Below are 25,699 nucleotides of genomic sequence, written 5' to 3' on the forward strand. Positions count from 1 at the left end.
GACTGCACGTGCAGTCAGGCCGCAGCCCGGGCATGAACGAAAGAAATTGAAACTAGGCGTGCGTCGAGCGGATTACGTCGGCGACGCTTTCCAAATGAACCCGCATGGCCTCGGCAGCCGCGTCGGGGTCATGCGCGCAGACGGCGTCGATGATCGCGAGGTGCTGGGGCAGCGAAACTGCCGGCCGCCCGGGCTGCCGGGCAAGCCGAAACTGGAAGCGCACCGCCTGGCCGCGGAGCCGATGGATTGTAGCGGCCGCCGTTTGCTGTGCGCTGATCTCGATGACCCTGGCGTGCAGGATCTGGTTGCACTCCGAATAGGAGTCCCGGTCGCCACGCTCCACGGCATCCTTCATACACCGGGCGAGCTCCTGAAGCTCGGCGGCCTCGTCATCGCTGATCCGCTCGGCCGCTTTCCGGGCACATAAAGCCTCAAGGGCAGCACGGACCTCGGTGATCTCCACGGCTTCCTCCACGGAAACCGCGCGTACCCGGGCACCCCGGTTTTGAACCCGCTCCACCAGACCTTCCACGGTCAATTCCGCCAAGGCCGCGCGGATGTTTCCCCTGCTGGCCCCATATTCGGCGGCAAGGTCCGCTTCCACCAAGCGCTGGTTCGGCACGAGGTCCCCGGCCACGATGGCAGACCTCAGCACACCCACCAGTTCAGCAACCGTGAGGGAGCGGCCCGTGATGCCTTCGACGGTTTCCATGCCTTGCCACCTCCATGCCCCTGTTCAGAGCAAGCAATATTGTCAACAACTTTGTACCAGCCTACTTGGCCTTCTCCATCCGGAAGCGGGCGAAGTCGAACCAAACGTAAACATAAATGTACAAGAAATTGTTGACAATCCTGAATGTAACTTGGTTCACTTGAGGCGACGGCGTCGTTTCCGAGGGCGCCCTCCCACATCACCAAAGGACAAACCATGGATGAGGGCATTCCCCTGGCGGCCAGCACGGGCAGCGTTAGCGCACTGGCCCCGGACACCAGCTCCGAACCAGGCGATGGCAAGCACCGGGCAGCCGGACAGACCCCGGTACCGTGCTGGTTCATGCGCGGCGGGACGTCAAAGGGTCCGTTCTTCCGGGGCGCCGATCTCCCCGCTGACATACCCGCACGGGACGCAGTGCTGTTGGCGGCAATGGGATCACCGGACCCCCGGCAGATTGACGGGCTGGGCGGCGCCCACCCGTTGACCAGCAAGGCCGGGATAGTTTCCACCAGCGGCCGGGAAGGCGTGGACCTGGAGTTCCTGTTCGCCCAGCTGCAGCCCGCTGGCGGGACCGTAGACACCACCCCCAACTGCGGGAACATGCTGGCGGCCGCGCTCCCCTTCGCAATTGAGTCCGGACTTCTAACGCCCGACGGCGACACCACCACTGCCCGCGTCCTCACCTTGAACACGGGCATGGTGGCCGAGATTACGGTCCAGACACCCTTGGGAACGGCAGGACGGTACGTCGAATACGCCGGGGACGCCCGGATCGACGGCGTCCCCGGTACAGCCGCACCGGTGACCATTAACTTCCTGGACACTGCGGGTTCGGTCTGCGACTCGCTGCTGCCCACCGGCAACGTTCGCGACACCGTCGACGTCGCCGGGGTGGGCCCGGTGGACGTGACCTGCATCGACAACGGACAACCGCTGGTGATCATCAACGCCGGTGACCTGGGGCGCACGGGGCGGGAGTCCGCCGTCGACCTTAACAAGGACGCCGAGCTCAAGGCCCGCCTTGAGGATCTGCGTCTGACATGCGGAAAACTCATGGGCCTCGGGGACGTAAGGGACAAGAATTACCCGAAAATGACGCTGGTTTCGCCTCCCGCTGCGGGTAGTGCAGTCAACACCCGCAGTTTCATCCCGCACGTCTGCCACGAATCCATCGGGGTGCTCGCTGCCGTCACCGCCGCGACCGCCGCAATCCTCAAGGGAACCGTGGCACATGACGTGGCCGTCCTCCCGGAAGGCGCAGCGCCCACGGTCTCCGTGGAACACCCCAGCGGCGAATTCACCGTCCAGCTCGGCCTGGACGCCGAAAACCCCACCAAGGTGGTCAAGTCAGCACTGATCCGCACCGCCCGGCTTCTCATGGCAGGCGCCGTCATGGTTCCCGCACACCTCTCTTTCCAGGAGCACACACTGTGATTATCGATATCCACGGCCACTACACCACGGCCCCCGCCGCCCTGGGCCAGTGGCGGGACCGGCAGGTCGCCGCGCTGCAGGACCCCACCCTGGCACCGTCCCCGGCTGACCTGTTGATCTCCGACGACGAACTGCGGGAAAGCATCGAAGCGAACCAGTTGCGGCTCATGGACGAGCGCGGCATCGACCTCACGGTGTTCTCACCCCGGGCGTCCTTCATGGCCCACCACGTCGGCTCGCTCGAGACCTCCGCCGAGTGGGCTGCGATCTGCAACGAGCTTTGCCACCGGGTCAGCCAGCTCTACCCGGACCGGTTCGTCCCGGCCGCCATGCTTCCCCAGTCCCCCGGCGTTGACCCCGCCACCTGCATCCCCGAACTGACCCGCTGCGTGGAGGAATACGGCGCCGTGGCGCTGAACCTGAACCCGGACCCGTCCGGCGGGCACTGGACCGCTCCCCCGCTGACCGACCGATACTGGTACCCGATCTACGAAAAGATGGTCGAGTACGACATTCCCGCCATGGTCCACGTCAGCACCAGCGTCAACCCGGCCTTCCACACCACCGGCGCGCACTATCTCAACGCGGACACCACGGCATTCATGCAACTCATCCAAGGCGACCTGTTCGCAGATTTCCCCACCCTGAAACTGGTCATCCCGCACGGCGGCGGGGCAGTCCCCTACCACTGGGGACGCTTCCGGGGACTGGCCATGGCGCTGGGAAAGCCCGCCCTGGAGGAGCACCTGCTGGGCAACGTCTTCTTCGACACCTGCGTCTACCACCAGCCGGGCATTGACCTGCTCCTGGACGTCATTCCCACCAGGAACATCCTGTTCGCGTCCGAAATGATCGGCGCCGTCCGCGACATCGACCCCTGCACCGGACACAACTTCGACGACACGCACCGCTACATTGACGCGGCGGGGTTGAACGAAGCAGACCAGGCGGCCATCCAGGAACACAACGCCCGAACCGTCTACCCCCGCCTCAACGCCCTGCTTAAGCAGCAGGGGCGCTAACAGCCAGGAGAAAAAATATGCAGGAACTAGGCGTTGTCCACACATCAATCACCCGCGCAGCAGAGCAGGACGTCAAAGCCCTCTCGGAGTTCGGCGTCCCAACCATCCATGAAGCCATGGGCCGCCTGGGCCTCATGCGCCCCTACATCCGCCCCGTCTACGCCGGGGCCAGCATGTGCGGCACGGCCGTCACCGTGCTGCTCCAGCCCGGAGACAACTGGATGATGCACGTTGCCGCCGAACAGGTCCAGCCCGGCGACGTCGTCGTCGCAGCCTGCACCACCGAAAGTGAAGACGGCTTCTTCGGCGACCTGCTCGCCACCTCACTCAAAGCCCGCGGCGCCCGGGGGCTGATCATCGACGGCGGCTGCCGCGACGTCGCCACCCTCCAGGACATGGATTTCCCCGTCTTCAGCCGCGCCATCAACTCCAAGGGCACCGTTAAGGCCACCCTCGGATCCGTGAACATCCCGGTTATCTGCGCCAACGCACTGGTCAACCCGGGCGACGTGGTGATTGCGGACGTCGACGGCGTTGTAGTGGTTCCGGCCGCCCGTGCTGCGGAAGTAGCGGAAGCGGCCCGTAAACGCGAGGACAACGAAGATGCGAAACGCCTCCGCTTTGCCAACGGAGAACTCGGCCTGGACATCTACAACATGCGCGGACCGCTCGAAGCTGCCGGACTGCGGTATGTCGACTAACGCGGACTCAACCACCCAAACGGACCAACCCGCAGCCGGGCAAAGGAACACTATGGACACCACATTCACCAAGACACCGGGGTGGCTCGACTGGTACAGCAACCCGTCCACGCCCCGCTTCACGCTTCCGGCCGGCGCGGTAGACGCCCACTGCCACGTCTTCGGGCCCGGAGCCGAGTTCCCTTTCGCGCCCGAACGCAAATACACTCCGTGTGACGCCGGCAAGGACCAACTTTTCGCCCTGCGCGACCACCTGGGCATCAGCCGCAACGTCATCGTCCAGGCCACCTGCCACGGCGCAGACAACAGCGCCATGGTGGACGCGGTCCAGGCCGCCGGTGGCCGCGCCCGTGGCGTGGCCACCGTCCGCCCGGACATCAGCGATGCCGAGCTCCGGCGACTCGACGCTGCCGGCGTGCGCGGTGTCCGGTTCAACTTCCTGAAAAGGCTGGTCAACGCGGCGCCCCAGGAGGAGCTGGCGGAAATCGCCCGCCGGATCGCCCCGCTGGGCTGGCACGTGGTCATCTACTTCGAAGGACAGGACCTGGAAGGCCTGGAAGGTTTCTTCGGGTCCCTGCCCACACCGCTGGTGATCGACCACATGGGCCGGCCGGACGTGACCAAGCCGGTGACCGGCCCTGAGTTCAGCCGGTTCCTGCGGTTCGTGAAGAACAACGACGTCTGGGTCAAGGTCAGCTGCCCCGAGCGGCTCAGCGTCTCGGGGCCGCCGGCCCTGGAAGGGGAAGCCGAGCCATACCGTGACGTCGTCTCGTTCGGCCGCACCGTCGTCGAACAATTCCCGGACCGCGTGCTGTGGGGAACCGACTGGCCCCATCCCAACCTCACCGGCCATATGCCTGATGACGGGCTGCTGGTGGACTACATCCCGCACGTGGCCCCCACAGCTGAACTGCAGCAGAAACTGCTGGTCAGCAACCCCATGAAGCTCTACTGGCCCGGCGAAAACGCCTAACCGGCCGCTCCGACTCCCCTGACCTTTTGCCCCAAGGATTCCAATGATGCATTCCAACGCCGCCAACCGGCTGGACCGGTTGCCCATTTCCAAATTCCACAAGATCGCCCTGGTGGCCGTCTCGTTTGCCTATTTCTTCGAGTTCGCCGATATCAACAGCTTCGCCACAACCGTTCCGAAGCTGATCAAGCTGTGGGGCGTCACCGTCAACCAGGTGGCGTACGTGACCTCCGCCTCCTTTGTGGGCATGTTCTTCGGATCGCTCATCGCCAGCTGGATGGCCGACCGGTGGGGACGCAAGAACGCCCTGGTCATCACCACGCTCTGGTACGCAGCGTTTTCCCTGGTCGCTGCCTTTTCCTGGGACATCGTGTCGCTTGGCCTCTTCCGCATCCTGACCTCGGCCGGCCTCTCCGCGATGACAGTCGTTGCCGTGATCTACGTCAACGAACTGTTCCCCGCGGCCAAGCGCGGCAAGTACCAGGCGTACGCGATCGTCATCGGCATCTGCGGCACGCCGGCCACCAACCTCATCGCCAGCCTGGTGGTTCCCTTGTCGGACTGGACCTGGCGCCTGGTCTATGTGTGGGGCGCTCTGGGCATCCTCTTCATCCTGTTCACCAAGCGGCTGAAGGAATCCCCGCGCTGGTACGAGAACAAGGGCGATTACGCGAAAGCTGACGCCATCCTGAAAGAGATTGAAGCAACGGTCAGCGCAGAGAAGGGTGCACTTCCCGAGCCTGCAGCACCGGTCGAGACCCCCAAAGCCGCCAAGGCACCCCTGACGCTCCTGCTGCAGAAAAAGTACCTTGCGCCCACCGCCCTGCTGACTATCCTCTGGGTCACCCAGACCATCGGTTTCTTTGGCTACTCCAGCTGGGCACCGACCCTCCTGTCCAAGGAAGGCTTCAGCGTTGAGAACTCCATCTTCTACGTGGCGCTGACCACCGTCGGCGCACCGCTTGGCTCCTACCTCGCCTCCCTTGTCACCGACCGGTTCGAGCGGAAATGGTGCCTGGTGGCCTTTGGCAGCGTCATCGCCGTGTGCGGCCTGCTGTACGGGCTCACATTCAACCCTGTACTCATCGTCCTGTTCGGCTTCCTGGTCAACATGTTCGAGCGCGGCTACACCGCACTGGCCTACGCCTACTCCCCCGAACTCTTCGACACCAACGGGCGCTCCATGGGCACCGGCGTATCGTACGGCCTGGGCCGCCTGTCGAACGCCGCCGGCCCGCTGATCATCGCGGCCCTCTACAACGGCAGCGGCTATCAGAGCGTCTTCTTCTTCATCGCCGGCACATGGATGTTCGGCGCAGTCGCTCTGGCCATCTTCGGCCCCGCCACCCGGAAGGCCCGCCTGTTTGCCGCAACCGGCGCCAACCCTGCAGCCGGCCCGGTGGACGGAAGCGCCGCCGCCAGCACACGCAAGGGAGTGTCTCAGCAGTAGCGTAGGGGCCAACACTAAGAATCAGGGAGGGCCGCGCATGGCACGCGTTTTCATCACCGGATCCGCGGACGGGCTGGGTCTCGCGACGGCGGACACGCTGCTCCGGGACGGCCACGAGGTGATCGTGCACGCCCGGTCTTCCCGGCGGCGCCCCGCGGTCCAGCATCTGCTGGACCGCGGGGCGCAATGCCTTATCGGGGACCTCGCCGTCGCAGAGGAAGTCCGGCAGATAGCGGACCAGGCAAACGCAATTGGCGATATCGACGCCGTGATCCACAACGCCGGCGTGCTCAACGGCGCCGCGCTGCTTCCCGTGAACGTGGTGGCCCCGTACCTGCTGACCGCCCTCATCCCCGGCCCCCGCAGGCTCATCTACCTCAGCAGCGGCATGCACCGCGGCGGGGGCACCGGCCTTGACAACCTGGACTGGGCGGGACGGACGACGACGGCCTCCTACTCCACAACGAAGCTGCACGTCACTGCCCTGTCGGCGGCGCTGGCCCGCCTGGTGCCGCACGTCGCCAGCAACGCCGTCGACCCCGGCTGGGTGCCCACCCGGATGGGCGGGCGGTCAGCTCCGGATGACCTGGAACTGGGGCACCGGACCCAGGAGTGGCTGGCCACCAGTGATGATCCCGAGGCCCTGGCCAGTGGCGGCTACTGGTACCACCAGCACCGGCAAACGCCGCATCCTGCGGCCAACGACCCCAAGTACCAGGACGCCCTCCTGGCGCAGCTCGCGGACTACACCGGCGTCACACTCTAGATCTCATCGATTGCTGAGTACTTGTCGTTTTCGGGCCCGAAAACGACAAGTGCGGAGCAATCGATTGGGGGTCAGGACGTACGCAGGCGGCGCTCGACGTCGGCCGTGTCCGGGTACGCCGCCTGCGTCCCTTTGCGGGTGGTGGCCAGGGCCGCGGCAACGGAAGCGAAGGCTGCGGCATCGGCGAGCGCGTCGCCCGCGGCCAGCCGCACCGCCACCGCTCCGGTAAAAGCGTCCCCCGCGCCGGTGGTGTCCACTGCAGCAACCCGGGCGGGCGCCACGAATGCCACGCGGGAGCCGGAAGAGGGCAGCGAATCCAGCACCACGGACCCCTGCGAACCCAAAGTCACCAGGACCTGCGGGATCCCATGGGCCGCAAACCGCTCCCGCACCGCATCCCACTCGCCGGCAGGTGCCCCGGCGCCGGGAACCGAGGAACCCAGGAACAGCGCGGCCTCGTGCGCGTTGACCAGCAGCACGTCCGTCAGCTGGGCCAGGGCCGCGGGGATTTCCGCGTACGGCGAGAGGTTCAGCAGGACTGTTGCTCCGCCGTCGTGCCCTGCCTGGGCGGCAGCCAGCACGGTGTCCATGCTGACCTCGAGGCAGAGGCTCACCACGGCGGCCTGCTCCAGGACGTCGGAAGCCCCGGCCACGTCGGCAGGGGACAGGGTGCCGTTGGCGCCGGCGGAGATGATGATGTTGTTTTCGCCGTGCGCGTCCACGGCGATCACCGCAACGCCGGTAGGCTCGCTGGACGTGCGCACATGACTGACGTCCACGCCCGCTCCGGCCACCGAGGCTTCGAGCATGGCGCCGTTGGCGTCCTCCCCCACGGCACCTACCAGGCTGACGCGCCCGCCCAGCCGTCCTGCGGCGACGGCCTGGTTGGCGCTCTTGCCGCCGGGGTTCACGACGAACCCATTGCCGTGAACCGTCTCGCCGGGCTGCGGGAGCCTTTCGCAGTAGATGGTGAGGTCTGCGTTGAGGGAGCCGACGACGACGATCCGGCCGGTGTTTTCAGCCGCGGCACTCATGCTGCCACCTCAGCCTCTACCGGCTTGGGGATCAGGAGTGACGCCGCGAACGCGGCGACGGTCAGGGCCAGGCCGACGACCACGACGGTCAGGTAGGAGGCCGTCGCGTCGCCGAGTGACGACGTCGCCACCAGCACGGCCGGCAGGATGAGGAAGCTCAGGCCCGCGCCCAGGTTGAAGGCGCCGGCGTTCATGCCGGGCAGGAAGCCGGGGTTGCCGGCGGGCGAGAGGACAACGCCGAGTCCGTTGAGCATGATGTTGACCGTACCGGCGTACATGATGCCCAGCAAGACCGTGCCGGCGATCATCAGCGGCAGGCTGTGCAGGCCGAGGAACGCGATGATGGCGAGCGCCGCGATGCTGCCCAGCAGCCCGATCCGCAGCACCCTGGTGTATCCGAGCACCGGTGCCAGCCTGCCGCTCAGCGGGCCCACCAGCCAGCCCAGCAGGGCGTACGGGGTGAGGATGATCAGCGACATTTCCGTGGGGCCCATGCCGAAGCCGGGGTCGGCGGCCTGGACGTAGGCGGGAACGATGCCGTTGATCACGGCAAAGATGCCGGTCATGGTGAGCGTGGTGGTGAGCAGCGGCGCCCAGGTGGAGCGCTGGCGCAGGTGCACGGTTTCCACCATCGGCTGGGCGGCGCGCTGTTCGGTGCGCCAGAAGGCAAAGAACGCGACGGCGGCAACCAGCACGAGGGCCAGGCTCAGCATCAGCGTGGCTGATGAGAAGCCGGCCACCAGCTTGGAGCCTTCATTCAGGGCGGTCAGCAGGGCGCCCACGGCAACGACGATAAAGAACACGCCCAGCCAGTCCATCCGGGTTCCCGCGGCAGGCTTGCTCTCGTTGGCAAGGAACAAAATAAGGGCGGTGGCGGCGGCGGCCAGGACCACCATCAGCCAGAAGATGCTGCGGAACCCGAAGTGCTCGGCGAAGTAGCCGCCCACAAAGGAGTCGACGCCGGCCACGCCGCCGTTGACGGCGGTGATGAGGCCCATCAGTGTCCCGTATTTGCGCGGGTTGCTGACGGCGGAGCGCAGCATGATCAGGCAGAGCGGCACGGTGGGCCCGCTGACGCCCTGGATGATGCGGCCCACGAAGAGCCAGGTGATGTCCGGGGCCAGGGCTGCGATGACGGAGCCCACGGCCATGAGCACCATCATGCCCACCAGGACCTTCTTGCGGCCCACGATGTCGCTCAGGCGCGGCAGGAACAGGGAGAACAGCGCGGCGGCGGTGAAGAACCAGGTCTGGGAGAGACCGATGACGGCCTGGTCGGTCTTCAGTTCCTCGCCCATGGTCACCAGCGCGGGGCTGAGCATGGAGGCGTTGAGCTGGAAGGCCACGCAGGCTGCCAGCAGAGCGGTCATGAGGGCGGCGATGTTGCCGCGGCCGGTCTTGGTTTCGGCCATGGTTGCGGTAGCCATTTACTTGACCCCTCCGGCGGTGAGGCGGGCACTTTGCGGGCGTACGACGTCGGACGCGCTGCCGTTGGTGGGCGCCGCGCCTTCGCTGCGTTCGCCGTCGTCCGCGTTGCTGTTGGTGCCCGGCTCGCCGATGCGTTCCAGCGCGTCGGTGACCAGGTCCCAGAAGCGTGCGTGGTCCAGGTCCACGGCCACGCTGGTGTGGCAGTCGGCGGGGGCGGGGGAGCGGAAGTCCGCCACCGTCATGCCCAGGGTGAGGGTGCCCTGCAGTTCGATGTTGACCGGAACCTTGCGGGTGCTGACGATGCTGGGGTCGATCACGTAGGCCACGGCGCAGGGATCGTGGACGGGCGGATAGTCGAAGCCCTGCGCGTCCTTGTAGGTGTGGGCGAAGAAGTCCATCAGCTCGGTGACGAACCTGGCCGGCGTGGTGCCGATCGCGGCGATCTTTTCCACGACGTCCGGGGTGGCCAGCGCCTGGTGGGTGAGGTCCAGGCCCACCATCACCACGGGCCACTTCTCGTTGAAGACGATGTGCGCGGCCTCGGGGTCGATGATGATGTTGAACTCTGCCACGGCGCTCCAGTTGCCCACGTGGTAGCCGCCGCCCATGAGGACAACTTCCTTGACGCGTTCCACGATGCGCGGTTCCTTGCGGGCGGCCATGGCGATGTTGGTCAGGCCTGCGGTGGGCACCAGCGTGACGGTGCCGGGCTCGTGCGCCATGACGGTGTCGATGATGAGGTCGACGGCGTGGCGCGGGTCCAGCTCGATGGCGGACTCGGGGAGGGCGGGGCCGTCCATGCCGGACTCGCCGTGGATGTCCGGCGCGGTTTCGATGCTGCGGACCAGCGGCCGCGGGCAGCCGGCGGCGAAGGGAACACCGGTGATGCCGGCGATGGTGCCAACGGCCAGGGCGTTGCGGGTGACTTTTTCGAGGGTCTGGTTGCCCACCACCGTGGTCACGGCCAGCAGTTCGATGTCCGGGTTGCCGTGGGCGAGCAGCAGCGCCACGGCGTCGTCGTGGCCGGGGTCGCAGTCCAGGATGATCTTCCGGGGCTGGCCCTTCGGGGGCCGGGGGTTTGGTTCCACGATGGTTCTCCACGTCATTGGGGCCTGCCGGTGCACCAGGGTTTCAGTATTCCGGGAGTGATCATGGCAGGCTTTTGTGGCGTACGTCAAACGCTTAACGCAAGGCCCGCGTTTGCCCACGTCAAACGCTTGACGCCTTGTCCGGTCTCGGTCCTCCCGGAAACTACTAGGATCGAAGCATGAACTCCGGGGAACAGGTGCAGCATCGGGGCCGTCCCCGGCGGGTAACGGCGGCCATGGTCGCCGCCCGGGCAGGGGTCTCGGTGGCGACGGTGTCCCTGGTGGCCAACGGCAAGACGGCCGGACGCGTGTCCGAGGACAATATTTCCCGCGTGCAGGAGGCCATCGCCGAGCTCGGGTACGTGGTGGACGGGATCGGCAGTTCCCTGGCCCGTGGCGTCAGTTCCATCGTGATCCTGGTGGCGCCGGATATCTCCAACCCGTTCTTCGCCAAGGTGATCGGCGGCGTCCGGGAATCACTGGGACCCAACTACCAGCTCCTGCTCTCCGTCACGGATTCAGGTGAATTTCCCAAGGCCGCTGACATCCGGAAGCTGATGTCCCTGCGGCCGGCGGGGCTGTTGGTTGATGCCCCGAACGCCGGCTTCCTGTCCGACCTCTCGGTATCAGGGCCGCTGGTGTTGCTGGACGCGCCCGGCCTGGAGACGCTTGCCCCGGCCGTGAACCTGGACGTTGCCCAGGGCGCCCGGGAACTGGCCGCCCACCTCGCCGACGCCGGCCACCGGCGCGTGGCCTACCTGGACAGCGTGACCGGCACCGCGACCTTCACTATCCGCCGCGACGCCTTCCTGGCGGCGGCGTCGGCCCGGGGCATGACGGTTGATCCGGGCGATATGCCCGGCACCACCATCGACGTCGGTGAAGCGGCGGCTGCGTTTGCCGCAGCTTGGCCGGGCTGGCAGCGCGCGGGCGTCACCGCCGTCGTCTGCGCCACGGATACCCACGCCTACGGTGTGCTGCAGGAAGCCAGGGTGGCCGGGATCAAAATTCCCGGGGAGCTGGCCGTGGCCGGCTTCGACGACCTGCCCTATTCGGCCACCAGCAGCCCGGGCCTGACCAGCGTCCATTTGCCGGCCGACCAGCTGGGGCTGAAGGCGGGCGAGCAGTTGCGCCGCCTGATGGAGGGCCGGCCGCTGGAGCAGGAAGAGCTCATCCTGGAGAGCTCCCTGGTGGTGCGCGGGTCCACGTCGGCCGCCGAAACGTAGGGGCATGCGAAGGCCTGCTGTCGGGGGCCCGCCGTAAGCTGGGACCATGCCGAGTAACTGGGAAAGTCTGGACGCGCCGCTGCGTGAGTCGGTGGAGCACAACGTAGAGATCTATGAGCGCGTCCGCCCTGCCCTGAAGCTCGTCACCCGGGACGTCCTGCTCACCCTCCGGGACATGCTCAAAGACACCGAGGTGACGCCGCTTTTCGTCAGCGGACGCACCAAAACGGTGGAGTCCTTCAAGGAGAAGATTTCCCGGACGGAAGAGCCACTGGAACCCGGCGGCCCGCGGCTGCTCAAATTCCCGGATCCGTTCCGAACCCTCAATGACATGGTGGGGATTCGGGTGATCACCAAGCTACCGGCGGAAAATGCCTTGGTGGCCAACATCATCAAGCGGCAGCGGCAGCTTTTTGACTGCCGCGGGGACCGGGAGAAGGACATCGGTTCCATCGAGTCGGGCACCTACGGCTACTCCAGCCGGCACCTGATCCTGCGGACTATCCAGAACGAGGCCGTCAAGGAGTACCAGCAGGTCTTCAACCCGGACGCCGTGCCCAATGGCAGTTACTTCTTCGAATGCCAGATCCGCACCATCTTCGCCCATGCCTGGAGCGAGATCGAGCACGACATCCGATTCAAGGCCGAAGACCCACGCGCGTGGACGCCGCACTTCGACCGCCAGTTCACGGCCACCGCCGCCATGCTGGAAACGGTGGAAACGGCGTTTGCCGACCTGCACGAACGGTACGAGGAGGTCCGCAGCTTCTGGGACATGGACGGGGAGGGCGCGGCGCCTCTCACACCAAACCGGGTCCGCGATGTGTGGCGCACCCTGCTCCCGCACGTGGACCGCAAGGTGGACGACGACTGGGGCTGGGCTGCCGAACTCCTCGCCGCCCACGGGCTGAACCAGACCATGCAGCTGGCCGGGCTGCTCAGCGCCAACCGCATCACCGAGGTCCGCAGGGCCCTGGACCACCGCTACTCCCCCGGCCCCGACCGGCTGATGGACGACCTCCTGCTGTGGCAGTACGGCACCAAGCACATCGACCTCACCGCAGAACCCGCCGACGCTGTCCCGCACCCGCGGCGCGACAGCCTGATGCGGCGGCTGCGGCAGATCGAGCGGTACCGGCTGACGACGAAGTAGGGGTTGCACCTTCTCTTCTATTTGCTGGACTCAGCTTTGGAAGAAGCTGCTCAGCCTTCGCACTCCACGCAGTAGGCGTGGCCGTTGCTCTCCCGCGCCAACTGGGACCGATGCCGGACCAGGAAACAGGAATAGCAGGTGAACTCGTCTGCGGCCTGGGGAATCACCTGCACGATGAGCTCATCGGAGATGATTTCGCCACCAGGTATCAGCCCTTCATCGAGGGCATCGGCCCCGTCCAGCTCGGTGACGACGCTGCGGGCATCAGGGGCGTTCGCGGACTGCAAATCCTCCAGTGAACGATCCTGGGATTCCTTGACATCGGAACGGACTTCGTCATAGTCGGCTGCCACGTAGGTGCTTCTTCCTTCAATCGTCGCTCTGATGCTCATTCCGGACGAGACTGTAACGTACGCGGTTGCCCGGTTGTTCCTCAAAAGGTATGCCAGCGATAACAGGACGCTTAGTTAGACAAGTGGCAGCGCTTCACGCGTCGCAGGTATATGAATGCGTCAAGACTTATTAGGTACTCCGCACTTAGAAGCACTGTCCTAGTCAAGCTGCCGCAAACCTCGTATTGCCGCCCTCCCGAAGTCTTCTTTTGACCGATCTCTTGCCCGCTCCCACTGCTGGCACATAGGCTCATAGTGTGAGTGGCGGGGACGGCAATCCGAAAAGCGGATCCGGCCCGCGACCCGTGAAGGAAACAAGCATGGCAACAGGTACAGTCAAGTGGTTCAACGCCGAAAAGGGCTTTGGTTTCATCGCCCCCGACGACGGAAGCGCTGACGTGTTCGCACACTTTTCGGCAATCGCTTCCAGCGGTTACCGCTCCCTCGACGAGAACCAGAAGGTTCAGTTTGACATCACCCAGGGCCCTAAGGGTCCGCAGGCTGAGAACATCCAGCCGCTCTAAGCGGTTGTTAGGAAGCTGGCCGGCACATGCTGGCCAGCTTCTTTTTGTTCGCTCCATGCCAAGCCTGCCTCATGATTCACATCGCGTCCTCATAGGTCGGCAGGCGCACAGGTCATACTGGAAGGATCCAGGATTCTCTATTTCCCGTGGATAGTATCTGGGACAGGACGCCACCCTACGCGAGGGTCAGTGAGGACGTGATCGAAGGAGTTGCCGCGGTAATCGGCCGGAACAATGTCACAATATTGGGCCGGGATGATGGGCCTGTGATGATGTTTGCCCACGGTTTTGGCTGCGACCAGGCTATGTGGCGGAAGCTGCTGCCCTATTTCGTTGATGATTACCGGTTGGTGCTTTTTGATCATGTCGGTGCAGGACACTCCGACATCAGCGCCTACGACTGGGAGAAGTACGGGTCCCTGGATGGGTACGCGTCGGACCTGCTGGAGATTTGCGTCGCCCTTGAACTTGAGGACGTCATCCTGGTGGGCCACAGTGTCAGCACGATGATCGCCGTGATCGCCGCAGTGCAGGACCCCAACCGTTTCTCCCACCTGGTCCTGCTTGCTCCTTCACCCCGTCATACCGATGACCCGTACGACGGCTACGTGGGCGGGTTTTCGCGGGAAGACATCGAGGCCCTGCTGGCATCTTTGGACAGCAACTATTTCGCCTGGGCCGCGGCCTTGGCGCCCATAGTTATGGGCAATCCGCAGGAGCCGGAATTAGCGGAGGACCTGCGTGTCAGCTTCTGCCGGACAAATCCGTCCATCGCAAGGCACTTCGCCGGGGTAACTTTTTTCTCCGACACCCGACCTGAGCTGAAAAAGTTGCGCACCAACTGCCTGATTCTGCAGTGCTCCGACGACCGGCTTGCACCGCCGGAAGTGGGCGCCTACCTGCACAAGAATCTGGAACACAGCACCCTGATGCAGCTTCAGGCCACCGGGCACTGCCCCCACCTCAGCGCTCCGGAGGAAACGGCCCGGGCGATTATGCACTACCTCGACAGCCGCTCGTGACAGGCGACGTCAGCCCCTCCCCCGCTCGACTTTGAAGCCTTCTTTCATCAAGCACCCTGCGGATGCCTGGTAGCACTCACTGACCTACCACTACGAGGGGGTGACCTCTCCCCCGGCGCAGCTTGCAGCTTGACGAAAGGTCTATATCGGCCTTTCGAAACTGGCGGGGAGTGCCGGAGGAAGGGGCTGTTTTACGGCATTCGTCCGTGGCGTTTTCCCGAAGTCGGAGGCGCGTTGCTTCGATCGGCTGACGGCCCATGATGCCCGGGACCGGACAGCTGCCGTCCACGTTGCATCGGGCGATTTCCTGTCATGCTCAATCCTGCCCTGCTGGCTTCTGTCGCCCTTGACTCATTTACTGATTACACTCATAATTGATTTCACTCAATATGAAAGAGAGTTTCGGTATGAAAGCTTTCGTCATCACCAAGTACAAGGCCGACGTGCAGGTGGCCGAGGTTCCCGAGCCGGTCATCGGGGATCAAGATGTCCTGGTCCGGGTGGAAGCGGCCGGGCTCAACCAGCTGGACGAGAAAATCCGCATGGGCGAGTTCAAGCAGATCCTCCCCTACCCGTTGCCGCTTATCCTCGGTAATGACCTGGCCGGAACAGTCCTCAGCGTCGGGGCGAAAGTGCGCGGCTTCAAGGCGGGCGACGAAGTTTTCGCCAGGCCGGACAAGACCCGCATCGGCACCTTCGCCGAACGCATCGCCGTGGCAGAGGCGGATCTGGCGACCAAGCCCGCGTCAGTCACCATGGCCGAGGCAGGCTCCCTTCCGCTGGTTGCCTTGACGGCATGGCAGGCCCTGGTGGAGCACGGAAAGGTGCAGCCGGGGCAGAAGGTCCTCATCCATGCGGGTGCCGGCGGAGTAGGTTCCATCGCAATTCAACTGGCAAAGCATCTTGGAGCGACGGTAGCGACCACCGCCAGCGCCGCCAACGCGGAATTCGTCCGCGGACTCGGCGCTGACACCGTCATCGACTACCGGGACGAAGACTTTGAACAGATCCTCAGCGGCTATGATTTGGTCCTCGACAGCGTCGGCGGGCGGAACCTGGAGAAATCCCTCCGCATCCTCAAGCCTGGCGGCAAGGCGATTGGAATCGCAGGACCTCCGGACCCCGTCTTCGCCAGGGAGTCCGGCCTCAATCCGGTACTCCGCCTTGCCATCGCCGGCCTGAGCCGCAGCATCCGCGGCCAGGCCCGCCGGCTCGGCGTGCACTACGAATTCCTGTTCATGCGTGCCAGCGGCAAGCAACTGGGCCACGTCGCAAGGCTCGTCGACGACGGCGTGCTGCGGCCCGTCGTCGGACGCATCACCCCGTTCGCGCAGACTCCGGAGGCCCTGCAGGCACTGGGACATGGAGGATTGCGCGGCAAGGCCGTCATCATCAATCCCCCGGACAACGCCGCCGCCACAGCCACCACGGAACTTGCCGGTCAGCGTAGGCTCGGCGAGTGGGCATGAGCGCCGCCAGCAATGCCCCCGCATCCTCCTATGCCGAGGCACCCACCCGCAACATCGCCGTCGGTGGCGTCAGCTATGCCTACCGTGAGCTGGGGCCCCAGGGCGGGGTTCCGGTGGTCTTCTTCCTCCACCTCGCCGGGAATTTGGACAACTGGGACCCCCGGATCATCGACCCCATCGCCAAGGAACGCCGCGTCATCACCTTCGACAACCGCGGGCTCGGCGCCACCACCGGTGCGGTGCCCAACAGCATCGAGGCCATGGCCGACGATGCCGCCAGCTTCATCCGCTCCCTTGGCCTCGAAAAGGTGGATATCTTCGCCTTCTCCCTTGGCGGCATGGTGGCCCAGGCCCTGATCGGGAAGCACCCCGAACTGGTCCGGAAACTCATCCTTGCCGGCACCGGCCCCCGAGGCGGCAAAGGCATGGACAAGATCGCACGGGTCACGTACCTCGATATAGTGCGGGCCTACCTGGTCCGGGCGGATCCGAAGGAATTCCTTTTCTTTAACCGCAACGCCGCCGGCAAAAAGGCCGCAAAGGCATTCATCACCCGCCTCCACGAACGCACCGCCGGACGTGACCGGCCGGTCCGGATCCAGGCATTCCGGACCCAGCTGAAAGCGATCAGGAACTGGGGCCGGACCACACCGGCCGATTTGTCGACGATCACCCATCCCACGCTCATCGCCAACGGTGACCACGACCGCATGGTTCCCTCCATCCTGTCCATGGACCTGCACCGGCGCATCGCCGGATCAGAACTGGTCATGTATGCGGACTCAGGTCACGGCAGCATCTTCCAGTTCCATACGCAGTTCGCCCCCGTGGCCGTTGAGTTCCTCGGCCGCTGACCCTGGGCAGGCGACCACCATTGACTACACTCAGAGTCAGCCCAACCAGAAGACCGCCCCGGAGGACAACCCGCCATGCACCTTGCGTCCCAGCCCGTCGGACGGCGGGAACGGAACAAGCAGGCCAAACTCGACCGGATCACGGCGGCGGCCCGCGAGCTTTTTGCCGAGCATGGCATTGACGATGTCACCACCCAGCAGATCGCCGACAGGGCCGACATCGGCACGGGCACCCTGTTCCTGTACGCCAAGAGCAAGGGTGAACTGCTGCTGCTCGTCCAGAACTCTGCCTACGCTGATGCCCTCGCCAAGGGCACGGCCGACGCCGCGGAGACCACCGTGCTTCTCGATGCCGTCATGGCGATCATCCGCCCGGTGGTGGAGTGCAACCGGAAGCAGATCGACAACGGCCGCACCTACCTGCGGGAGATGGTTTTCGGCGACCCCAACGAGCCCCACCACCACGCTGCCCTCACCCTCGCAGGAGGCACCGAGGCCGCACTCGCCGACGTGTTGCAACGTGACGGCCGCACCACTCCAGATGCTGCCGCCAAACTTGCCCGCGTCGTCTCTGCCATCATGTTCCTCAGCATGGCCGCTTCAACCAACGTCTCCTGGTCAATACAAGACCTGCTGCTGGACATCCGGAACCAGGTAGCGGCAATCCTTCCCGCCTAAGTCCGGAGTACCAAGACCCCGGCCCGGCGCATCCAAACGACGGAATCCCTCCGCCCGGCGCCCATCCTCTCCAGAGGCACCTGGAGCGCGGAACCCGGCACTTAGACGCTCCCGCCCCCTGCCCGGGTTTCTGGGCAGCACCACAACCGAAAGGCAACCAACCATGACTTCCCTTACTGGAGCAATCGTCCTCGTCACCGGCGCGAACGGCGGCATCGGCACACACTTCGTCCACGAAGCCCTCGATCGTGGCGCAGCCAAGGTCTATGCCACTGCGCGCGCTCCCCGGGCATGGGACGACGAACGCATCGTTCCCCTCGTTCTGGACGTCACCGATGCCGCCTCCATCCAGGCAGCAGTAGCAGCAGCGCCTGACGTTACCGTCCTGATCAACAACGCCGGTGCCTCCCCGGCCAGTGCCAGCCTTCTGGCCCTGCCCGAAGAAGATATCCGGTCCAACATGGAAACCAACTTCTTTGGCCCACTGTTCCTTGCCCGCGCCTTCGCACCCGCGCTCAAGGAACACAACGACGCAGCGATCATCAATGTCCACTCACTCCTGAGCTGGTACGCAACGACCGGTGTTTACAGTGTGTCCAAAGCCGCTTTGTGGTCAGCAACGAACGCCCTGCGCCTCGAACTCGCCCCTGAGGGCGTTCACGTCCTCGGGGTGCACGTGGGGTGGGTGGATACAGCCATGGCCGCACACACGCCCGGGCCCAAGCTCCAGCCGGCAGTCCTGGTAACGCGCGTGTTCGACGCCCTTGAGACGGGCGAGTACGAGGTGCTGGCCGACGAGGCATCAGTGAAGGTCAAAGCCGGCCTCAGCGCCGGCATTGAAGACCTGTACCCGCAGCTCAAAGCCACAAACGCCTAGTGCCGGTGGTGCTGCGGTCAGTGCCTGATGGACCGCTCGAAGTTGTTCTTACGGCCACTTACGAGGAGCTGGCCCGCATCATTCCATCCATAGAGACGCAGTCCCTGCGGCGAGCTTGGTGATTTGCTGCCAGTCCTGGTTTTCGATGGCGCTGCGGGGGGTGAGCCAGCTGCCGCCGACGCAGGATACGTTGGGCAGGGCAAGGTAGGCCGGGGCTGAAGCGAGGCTTATGCCACCGGTTGGGCAGAATTGGACCTGCGGGATGGGGGCTCCGATGGCGGCGAGATAATCGGGGCCACCGGCTGGTCCGGCGGGGAAGAACTTCATGGTGTCCAGCCCGCGCTCCAGCACAGCCATTGCCTCGCCCACTGTGGCTACGCCGGGCAGGACAGGGATATTTAGGGTCAGCAGGTGGTCCAGCAGTGACGGTGTCACGCCTGGGCTGACGAGGAATTGCGCTCCGGCGGCGACGGCCGCGTTCGCCTGACCGGGGGTAAGGACGGTGCCTGCCCCGACGAGGATATCGGGCACTTCGTTGGCGATGAGCTTGAGTGAAGTAAGAGCACTTTCGGTGCGGAGCGTGAGCTCGATGATGCGGATGCCGCCCTCGACCAGTGCCTTGGCAAGGGGGACGGCGTGTTGTGGGTCATCGATGGTTACCACTGGGATGACGGGCGAAACGTGCAGGACGCTGGTGGCGTTAGCCATGGTTGATCTCGTTTCTCAGGCCGTCGAGGCCTTGGGTGTCAATGATGCGGTACCAGTTCTTGAGGAGCTCTGCGAAGGTGGTGTCTGCCGCGAGTTCGGCGTCGAAGACGCTGCGGCAGCTAAGGAGCGCCGGCACCACGGTGGCGGCGGACCGCTCAGCCGGCAGGGCGTTCTGGAGCTCGTCCGCTAGGGGATCGTTCAGGTCTGCGGCAGCAGTGGTGGCGACGTGGTGCATCCACGCGGCCACGGCAAGCGCGGCACAGCGCGGCTCGCGTTCGGCGGCGAGGGTGGCGCGGACGGTGGTCAACAGGCGGAGACCGATCTTCTGCGAGCCGTCGCTGCCCACCTTGGCCGTGGTGTGTCCCAGGGCGGGGTTCGCGAATCGTTCCAGGATTTGGGTGCAGTAAGTTGCACCGTCCAGACCGTCAGGCAGGGTGAGGGTGGGGAGGGCTTCCTCGGCCAGCATCAACCGGCAAGCGGTGCGGAAGGCGTCCTCCCCCACGGCGTCGCTGATGGTCGCCTTGCCGCTAGCCAGGCCCAGGTATGCCAACATCGAGTGGCTTGCGTTGAGCAGGCGGAGTTTGGCCGCTTCCCACCTGGCGACGTCGTTGCTGAACAGCGCGCCGGCTTCCTCCCACGCTGGCCGGTCCCCCGCAAAGTTATCCTCAATGACCCATTGCATAAAGGGCTCCGCTACTACCGCTGCTTCGTCCCGCAGCCCGAGTTCACTTTCGACGGCGTCCAGGTCGGCGTTGGTGGTGGCCGGGACCATTCGGTCCACCATGGTGCTGGGGAACGTTACGTTTGTATCGAGCCATGCCAGCAGGGGCGCTGCTTCCGCTTCGGGGAGGGCTTCGGCAAAGGCGCGGACAAGGGTTTCTGTCAGTTTCCCGTTGCCCGGGAGGTTGTCGCAGGAGACGACGGTGAGGGGCCCTCCCCCGTTGCGGGCCCGCTGCTGGATTCCCCGGGTGAGCTGTCCGATTGCCGTCAGGGGCGGTTGGCCGGCAAGGTCGGCCTGCACCTGTTCATCCGTGGTGTTGAGTGATCCTGTGGAGGGATCAATCCGGTAGCCCTTTTCCGTGATGGTCAGTGTCACCACGTGGGTAGTGGGGGCGGCGATCCGGTCCACGACAGTTTCCGGGTCGTCCCTGCCGGAGATGGCTTCCACGATGCTGGAAACAACTTGGAGCGGTGCTGCTCCGGTGCCACGCTCCGTGACGGTGAAGAGTCCGTCCTGGGGTGTCAGTTGGCGTGCAACTGTGTCCGAGCGCTGTGTTACCCCGACAATTCCCCAGTCGGAGGCGCCGGTGGCGAGCATGGCGTTTTCGGTGAAAACGGCGGTGTGTGCCCGGGCAAAGGCGCCAAGTCCCAAGTGCACGATGCCTGGCCGGAACGTGCCGGCGGGCACCTTCGCGCGGTGCTTGGCGTTGGCGAGGGAGGCTGCGCTTAGGCGTGCGATGGCAATGCTCCTTCGGTGGATCCGGCAGCGTGGGCGTGGGTCTGTTCAAAGGTGGGGATCAGTCCCGTTCCGCCCTTGCCGCCAACGACCAGCGACGCTGCCGCCGCCCCGTACCGGGCAGCAACGGGGAAATTGTCGCCCAGGACTATACGGGCTGTCAGCGTGCCCACGAATGCGTCACCCGCGCCGGTCTGGTCCACGACGGCGGGGGCGGGGATGGAGTCGATCCACGTGCTGTCCGAGCCTTCGCCTTCGAGCTGGATGCCCTCGGCTCCGCACGTCACGGCTACGTTCGCTGCGCCGAGGCTGCGGAGCTTGGCCGCTGCTTCCGCGGGTGTGGAGCAGCCCAGCAGTGCAGATGTTTCGCCGGGGAAGGACGGTGTGACCAGGTGGGTCCGGGGCGCGAGCTGCAGGAGTACGGCCGCCGCATCCTCTGCGGACGTGAGGCGGGGGCGGAAGTTGGGATCGAACACGAACCGTTTGGCCAGCGCTGCGGCCTTCAGGACGGCTGCCCGGGAGGAGTCCGAGATGGCACACGCGATGCCGCCTGCCACAACGGCGCCGGCGGCCGAGAACACGGCAGGGTCCACGTCGTCCGGAGCCAGGGAGGATCCGACGCTGCCGTTGCGGGCGTAGGAGAACTCGCGCTGCCCGTCGGGATCGCAGTGCACCAGGTAGACGCCCTGCTGCCCTTGCCGGAATTTCAGGAGGTCGGGGGTTACGCCGAGTTCGACGATCCGGGCGGCGATCGCCTTGCCCAGGTCGTCGTCGGTCAGTACCGACAGCAGGCCGACGCGGGCGCCGGCGGCGGCAGCGGCGGCGGCGACGTTCAGGGCGTCCCCGGAGATGCCGAGCTGGGCCGGAACGCCATGAGCGAATGCCACGTCGGTGGCCACTTCAACGAGGATTTCGCCCATCACGACGACGTCGAATGACTGGTTCTCGATATGCATCGTTGAGGGGTTCACCAGTCGTGCACCGAACCGTCGAGCCGCCGGTTGATGGGAAGGTACTTCGGGTCGAAGGGGAAGCGGGCGGCAGCTTCCTCGTTGAACTCCACGCCGATGCCGGGGACGTCCCCGGGGTGCATGTAGCCGTCATTGAAGGTGTAAGACGATGTAAAGACTTCGTTGGCCGGCTCCCGGTGCCCCCATGTATTCCTGGATGCCGAAGTTCGGAATGCTCATGTCCACGTGCAGGGCTGCCGCGAACGACGCCGGGGACAGATCCCCTGCACCATGCGAGCCCGAACGCACACCGTACAGGTCCGCGAGGGAGAAAATCCTGCGCAGGTGCGTGATGCCGCCGGCATGTGAAACGGAAGTTCGGATGTAGTCGATGAGCCGCTCGGTGATCAGCTGCTGGCAGTCCCAGATGGAGTTGAACACCTCCCCCACCGCGATGGGTGTAGTGGTGTGCTGACGGATCAGGCGGAATGCCGACTGGTCTTCCGCCGGTGTGGGGTCCTCAATCCAGAACGGACGGTACTGCTCAAGCGAGGCGCCCAGTCGCCCGGCCTCGATGGGTGAGAGCCGGTGGTGGACATCGTGCAGGACATGGGTGCCGTAGCCGAATTCCTCACGGACGTGGGCCATCATCTTTGGGGCGAAGTCCAGGTACGCCGACGTCTCCCAGGTGTCCTCCTGGGGGACGTTGCCACTGGCAGGCTCGTAGAGTTTTCCGTCCACCGGCGCAATGCCGTAGGTCTTTTCCAGTCCTGGGACCGCCGCTTGGGCGCGGATGGCCTTGTAGCCGAGGTCCAGGTGGTGCTGGAAGTCTGCGCTGAGGTCCTCCAAGGTGGAGCCGCTGGCGTGGCCGTAGACCATGACGCCCTCGCGGGCTGCACCGCCCAGGAGTTCGTAGACCGGCATGCCTGCTGCTTTGCCCTTGATGTCCCAGAGCGCGACGTCGATGGCGGCGATCGCCGTCATGGTGACCGGTCCGCGGCGCCAGTAGGCGCCCTTGTAAAAGTACTGCCACGAGTCCTCGATGCGGCGGGCGTCGCGGCCGATCAGCAGCGGGCACAAGTGTTCGGACAGGTATGACGCTACAGACAGCTCGCGGCCGTTGAGCGTGGCGTCGCCGATGCCGGTGATGCCGTCCTCGGTTTCTATGACGAGGGTGACGTAATTCCGTCCGGGTGACGAAACCACTACGCGTGCGTCGGTGATCTTCACTGGTTGGTCCTTTGGATGTTGATGGTGGAGAAGTGGTACTGAAACGGGCTGCCGGCTACGGCTCAGCTGAGCTTGAGCATCACTTTGCTGCTGCCGGCAGCAGGATCCCCGAAAACCCTCATGGCTTCGGCTGCCTGGTCGATTCCGAACTTGTGCGTGATGACCGGGGATACGTCCAGGCCTTCGGCCATGGCACGGAGGGCGTCGCTGATCTCGTCCGCGAACCGGTAGGAGCCGATCCAGGTGATCTCGCGCGTGACCAGGTCGCCCAAGGCTGCCGGGGCCGGGGCGCCCGGCAGGTTTCCGACCTGGACGAGGGTGCCGCCACGGGCCGTGGCGCGGAGAACCCCGCCGAGCACTGCGGGAATGCCGGACGCTTCGAACACCAGCTCCATGTCCTCCGGGAGGCTTCCACCGCCGGAGACGTTCCGGATTTCATCGGCGCCCATGGCTTTGGCGATTTTCAGTGCCGAGTCGTTGATGTCAGCGGCGATGACGGTCCTGGCACCTGCGTACCTGGCCGCCGCCACCACCAGGGATCCGATCGGCCCGGCACCGTTGACCAGGACGTCCCGGCCGGTAAGGTCACCGGCACGGCGAACTGCGTGCATTGCGACGGCGAGCGGTTCGGCCAAGGCTCCGCGGAGCGTGTCCACTCCGTCGGGCAGCGGCCGGATCTGGGAAGCTCGGGCGAGCTTGCGTTCGCTGAAGCCGCCGTCAGTGTGCGGATCAAAGGCAGCGGATCCAAAATAGCGGATCTGCGGGTAGAGGTTGGTGCGCCCGGCCAAACGCTCCGGCAGGACCCCGTCCCCCACCAGTTCTGCGGGGTGGACGGTCACCGGCTGGCCGACCTCGAGGTTCTTCACGCCGTCGCCCAGCTGGGCGATCCGACCAGCTACTTCGTGGCCGAGGACCAGCGGCGACTTCAGCGCCGCCGTACCCGACGCGCCGTGGCGCCAGTACGAAAGGTCGGATCCGCAGATGCCGCCCCATTCGACGTCGAGCACTACCTCTCCGGGGCCCGCTACAGGCTCCGGTCGTTCGTCGATCCGGAGATCGTTGGCGCCATGGACGACGACGGCTTTCATACGGCGTCTTCCAGGCGGACCATGTCGCGGCCGCGGACCTCGGGGCCTACGAAGGCCGAGATGAGGGTGATCAGTGAGTAGGCGATGAGCATTGCGGCCAACGGCCACCAGTGGCCGGTGATTGCGGTGAGGGTGGCGGCCAGCAGCGGGCCGATGGCGGTGGCGAGGATGCCGCCGATTTCCTTTGCCAGGGCGAGCTGGGTGAAGCGGGTGCGGGCTCCGAAGAACTCTGCCATGGTGACACTCTCCATGGCGAAGAGGCTCAGGACGCCCAGGTTGAGGCCGATGACCATGGCGATGGTGATGATTGTGGTGTTGCCGCTGGTGACCATCAGCATCATGGGGATGGCGAACAGTGCGGTGAGGGAGCTGAGTGCCAGGTAGAGCGGCCGGCGGCCGAAGCGGTCACCCAACAGGCCCATGACCGGGATGGTCAGGAAGCCGAGCAGGGAGCCGTACATGATGGCGGTGGTGCCGACGCTCTTATCGACGAGGAGGACGGTGGCGAGGTAACCAACAAGGAAGGTCTGGACGAGCCCGGAGTTGCCTGCCTGGCCGAATCGGAGGCCCAAGGCGATGAGGAAGGCCTTGCCCTTGCGCTGGTGCAGTGCGGCCTCGATGGTGCTGGTCTTTGCCAGTTCCTCTGCAGCGGCGATTTCGCGCTTGGACAGTGCTACGCCGTCGACGACGTCGTCCCGCTGCTCGAAGACGGGGCTTTCCTTGAGGGAGCGACGCACCCAAACTGCGAAGATCATCAGGACGAAGCTGAACAGGAATGGAATGCGCCAGCCCCAGCTGAGCAGGTCTGCTTCCGACAGCGTGGACACGAGGATCGCCCAGATAGCGGAGGCGGCAAGGGTACCGGAGTTGGTGCCCAGGCACACGAGGGAGGAAATAAGGCCGCGGCGGCGGGCGGGAGCAAACTCAGCGAGCATTACGGTTGCGCCGGCGATTTCGGCACCTGCGCCGAATCCCTGCATCAGGCGAAGCGCTACCAGCAGGATGGGGGCCCAGATTCCGATCATTGCGTGGGTTGGAAGAACGCCGATGAGCGTTGTTGACGCACCCATCAGGGCAATCGTGATGAAGAGGACCTTCTTACGGCCGATCCTGTCACCCATGCGGCCGAAGTAGACAGCACCCGCAAGACGGGCAACGTACCCCACGCCGTAAGTGGCCATGGCAGCGATGAGGCCGATCACCGGGCTGACATCGGGGAAGAACAGCTTGTTGAACACGATGGCTGCTGCCAGCGAGTACAGCTGGAAGTCCATGAACTCCATGGCCGTTCCCAGCCAGCCGGACACGGCGACTTTGGCCAGTTCGCGGGTGGGTTTGGTTTCCGGCTTGGTGACAGGCGGCGAGATGCTCTCGGTCATCTGGTGCTCCTTTGCAGGCGATGAATAACGAAGGGGGAGAGTGAACGGAGACATTGGGCTGAGGATCTTAGGTGTGACCGGC

Annotated in this window: 24 protein-coding genes and 1 pseudogene; 14 read left to right on the forward strand and 11 right to left on the reverse strand. The window is 65.1% G+C overall.

Annotated elements, in window-relative coordinates; all coding sequences use genetic code 11:
* Positions 1 to 52: 52 nt before the first annotated feature.
* Entirely contained in the window at positions 53 to 712 is a 660-nt protein-coding gene (locus tag QFZ57_RS04280; protein WP_306898232.1) for a GntR family transcriptional regulator, read from the reverse strand.
* A 216-nt stretch (positions 713 to 928) separates the two neighbouring features.
* Between QFZ57_RS04280 and QFZ57_RS04285 the strand changes: the two genes are divergently transcribed.
* From QFZ57_RS04285 to QFZ57_RS04310, 6 genes are read left to right on the forward strand one after another with little or no spacing between them, the layout of a single operon-like run.
* Complete coding sequence (locus tag QFZ57_RS04285) at positions 929 to 2,149, forward strand: 4-oxalomesaconate tautomerase (RefSeq protein ID WP_306898233.1); 1,221 nt, start codon at positions 929 to 931, stop codon at positions 2,147 to 2,149.
* Positions 2,146 to 3,171, forward strand: coding sequence for an amidohydrolase family protein (locus tag QFZ57_RS04290; protein WP_306898234.1), 1,026 nt, complete (start codon positions 2,146 to 2,148; stop codon positions 3,169 to 3,171). The genes QFZ57_RS04285 and QFZ57_RS04290 overlap by 4 nt, the downstream gene beginning before the upstream one ends.
* 17 nt (positions 3,172 to 3,188) lie before the next feature.
* On the forward strand, positions 3,189 to 3,872 hold the full coding sequence (gene ligK / locus QFZ57_RS04295; protein ID WP_306898235.1) for a 4-carboxy-4-hydroxy-2-oxoadipate aldolase/oxaloacetate decarboxylase: 684 nt from the start codon (positions 3,189 to 3,191) through the stop codon (positions 3,870 to 3,872).
* A gap of 52 nt (positions 3,873 to 3,924) precedes the next feature.
* Positions 3,925 to 4,845, forward strand: coding sequence for an amidohydrolase family protein (locus QFZ57_RS04300; protein WP_306898237.1), 921 nt, complete (start codon positions 3,925 to 3,927; stop codon positions 4,843 to 4,845).
* Between the two features lie 43 nt (positions 4,846 to 4,888).
* On the forward strand, positions 4,889 to 6,295 hold the full coding sequence (locus tag QFZ57_RS04305) for an MFS transporter (RefSeq protein ID WP_306898239.1): 1,407 nt from the start codon (positions 4,889 to 4,891) through the stop codon (positions 6,293 to 6,295).
* Positions 6,296 to 6,332: 37 nt separating this feature from the next.
* Positions 6,333 to 7,061 (forward strand): SDR family NAD(P)-dependent oxidoreductase, encoded by a 729-nt coding sequence (locus QFZ57_RS04310; RefSeq protein WP_306898240.1) that lies wholly within the window; start codon positions 6,333 to 6,335, stop codon positions 7,059 to 7,061.
* A 71-nt stretch (positions 7,062 to 7,132) separates the two neighbouring features.
* Here QFZ57_RS04310 and QFZ57_RS04315 read toward each other — a convergent pair whose 3' ends face one another.
* Genes QFZ57_RS04315 through uriH form a run of 3 tightly spaced genes read right to left on the reverse strand, consistent with a single transcriptional unit; the run spans position 7,133 to position 10,629 of the window.
* Positions 7,133 to 8,095 (reverse strand): ribokinase, encoded by a 963-nt coding sequence (locus tag QFZ57_RS04315; protein WP_306629218.1) that lies wholly within the window; start codon positions 8,093 to 8,095, stop codon positions 7,133 to 7,135.
* Entirely contained in the window at positions 8,092 to 9,522 is a 1,431-nt protein-coding gene (gene uriT, locus QFZ57_RS04320) for a uridine transporter UriT (RefSeq protein ID WP_306898244.1), read from the reverse strand. The genes QFZ57_RS04315 and uriT overlap by 4 nt, the downstream gene beginning before the upstream one ends.
* Positions 9,523 to 10,629: a uridine-preferring nucleoside hydrolase UriH gene (gene uriH / locus QFZ57_RS04325; RefSeq protein ID WP_306898247.1), complete on the reverse strand. Its 1,107-nt coding sequence runs from the start codon at positions 10,627 to 10,629 to the stop codon at positions 9,523 to 9,525. It lies immediately after the preceding gene.
* Positions 10,630 to 10,847: 218 nt separating this feature from the next.
* Between uriH and QFZ57_RS04330 the strand changes: the two genes are divergently transcribed.
* Positions 10,848 to 11,837 (forward strand): LacI family DNA-binding transcriptional regulator, encoded by a 990-nt coding sequence (locus QFZ57_RS04330; RefSeq protein WP_373461296.1) that lies wholly within the window; start codon positions 10,848 to 10,850, stop codon positions 11,835 to 11,837.
* 46 nt (positions 11,838 to 11,883) lie between these two features.
* Complete coding sequence (locus QFZ57_RS04335; protein ID WP_306629222.1) at positions 11,884 to 12,990, forward strand: GTP pyrophosphokinase; 1,107 nt, start codon at positions 11,884 to 11,886, stop codon at positions 12,988 to 12,990.
* A gap of 50 nt (positions 12,991 to 13,040) precedes the next feature.
* Here the strand turns inward: QFZ57_RS04335 and QFZ57_RS04340 are convergent, their stop codons facing one another.
* Positions 13,041 to 13,343: a DUF4193 domain-containing protein gene (locus QFZ57_RS04340; protein WP_306632423.1), complete on the reverse strand. Its 303-nt coding sequence runs from the start codon at positions 13,341 to 13,343 to the stop codon at positions 13,041 to 13,043.
* Between the two features lie 359 nt (positions 13,344 to 13,702).
* Here QFZ57_RS04340 and QFZ57_RS04345 point away from each other — a divergent pair, with 359 nt between their 5' ends.
* The 6 genes from QFZ57_RS04345 (at position 13,703) to QFZ57_RS04370 (ending at position 18,806) form a co-directional block, all read left to right on the forward strand.
* Entirely contained in the window at positions 13,703 to 13,906 is a 204-nt protein-coding gene (locus QFZ57_RS04345; RefSeq protein ID WP_142036849.1) for a cold-shock protein, read from the forward strand.
* A gap of 197 nt (positions 13,907 to 14,103) precedes the next feature.
* Entirely contained in the window at positions 14,104 to 14,928 is an 825-nt protein-coding gene (locus QFZ57_RS04350; protein ID WP_306632424.1) for an alpha/beta fold hydrolase, read from the forward strand.
* A 407-nt stretch (positions 14,929 to 15,335) separates the two neighbouring features.
* Entirely contained in the window at positions 15,336 to 16,397 is a 1,062-nt protein-coding gene (locus QFZ57_RS04355; protein WP_306898254.1) for an NADP-dependent oxidoreductase, read from the forward strand.
* Complete coding sequence (locus QFZ57_RS04360; RefSeq protein WP_306632425.1) at positions 16,394 to 17,251, forward strand: alpha/beta fold hydrolase; 858 nt, start codon at positions 16,394 to 16,396, stop codon at positions 17,249 to 17,251. Before QFZ57_RS04355 ends, QFZ57_RS04360 begins: the two co-directional genes overlap by 4 nt.
* A 75-nt stretch (positions 17,252 to 17,326) precedes the next feature.
* Positions 17,327 to 17,929: a TetR/AcrR family transcriptional regulator gene (locus QFZ57_RS04365; protein WP_306898258.1), complete on the forward strand. Its 603-nt coding sequence runs from the start codon at positions 17,327 to 17,329 to the stop codon at positions 17,927 to 17,929.
* A gap of 163 nt (positions 17,930 to 18,092) precedes the next feature.
* Entirely contained in the window at positions 18,093 to 18,806 is a 714-nt protein-coding gene (locus tag QFZ57_RS04370) for an SDR family oxidoreductase (protein WP_306898260.1), read from the forward strand.
* A gap of 78 nt (positions 18,807 to 18,884) precedes the next feature.
* On the opposite strand, the gene eda is transcribed toward QFZ57_RS04370, so the two are convergent.
* The 6 genes and pseudogenes from eda to QFZ57_RS04400 all read right to left on the reverse strand — a co-directional run bounded on the left by eda (position 18,885) and on the right by QFZ57_RS04400 (position 25,617).
* Positions 18,885 to 19,514 carry a bifunctional 4-hydroxy-2-oxoglutarate aldolase/2-dehydro-3-deoxy-phosphogluconate aldolase gene (gene eda / locus QFZ57_RS04375; RefSeq protein WP_306898262.1) on the reverse strand — a complete coding sequence of 210 codons (630 nt, stop codon included), beginning with the start codon at positions 19,512 to 19,514 and terminating at the stop codon, positions 18,885 to 18,887.
* Positions 19,507 to 20,922, reverse strand: coding sequence for a mannitol dehydrogenase family protein (locus QFZ57_RS04380; protein WP_306898264.1), 1,416 nt, complete (start codon positions 20,920 to 20,922; stop codon positions 19,507 to 19,509). The genes eda and QFZ57_RS04380 overlap by 8 nt, the downstream gene beginning before the upstream one ends.
* A gap of 38 nt (positions 20,923 to 20,960) precedes the next feature.
* On the reverse strand, positions 20,961 to 21,926 hold the full coding sequence (locus QFZ57_RS04385; RefSeq protein WP_306898265.1) for a PfkB family carbohydrate kinase: 966 nt from the start codon (positions 21,924 to 21,926) through the stop codon (positions 20,961 to 20,963).
* 11 nt (positions 21,927 to 21,937) lie between these two features.
* Positions 21,938 to 23,150, reverse strand: a pseudogene (manD, locus tag QFZ57_RS04390) (D-mannonate dehydratase ManD).
* A gap of 62 nt (positions 23,151 to 23,212) precedes the next feature.
* A complete protein-coding gene (locus QFZ57_RS04395) occupies positions 23,213 to 24,238 on the reverse strand; it encodes an L-idonate 5-dehydrogenase (protein WP_306898268.1) in 1,026 nt (341 codons plus the stop codon).
* Positions 24,235 to 25,617: an MFS transporter gene (locus tag QFZ57_RS04400; protein WP_306629231.1), complete on the reverse strand. Its 1,383-nt coding sequence runs from the start codon at positions 25,615 to 25,617 to the stop codon at positions 24,235 to 24,237. The genes QFZ57_RS04395 and QFZ57_RS04400 overlap by 4 nt, the downstream gene beginning before the upstream one ends.
* Between the last annotated feature and the right edge of the window lie 82 nt (positions 25,618 to 25,699).

The sequence above is a fragment of the Arthrobacter sp. B1I2 genome (assembly GCF_030816485.1).
Lineage (GTDB): Bacteria > Actinomycetota > Actinomycetes > Actinomycetales > Micrococcaceae > Arthrobacter.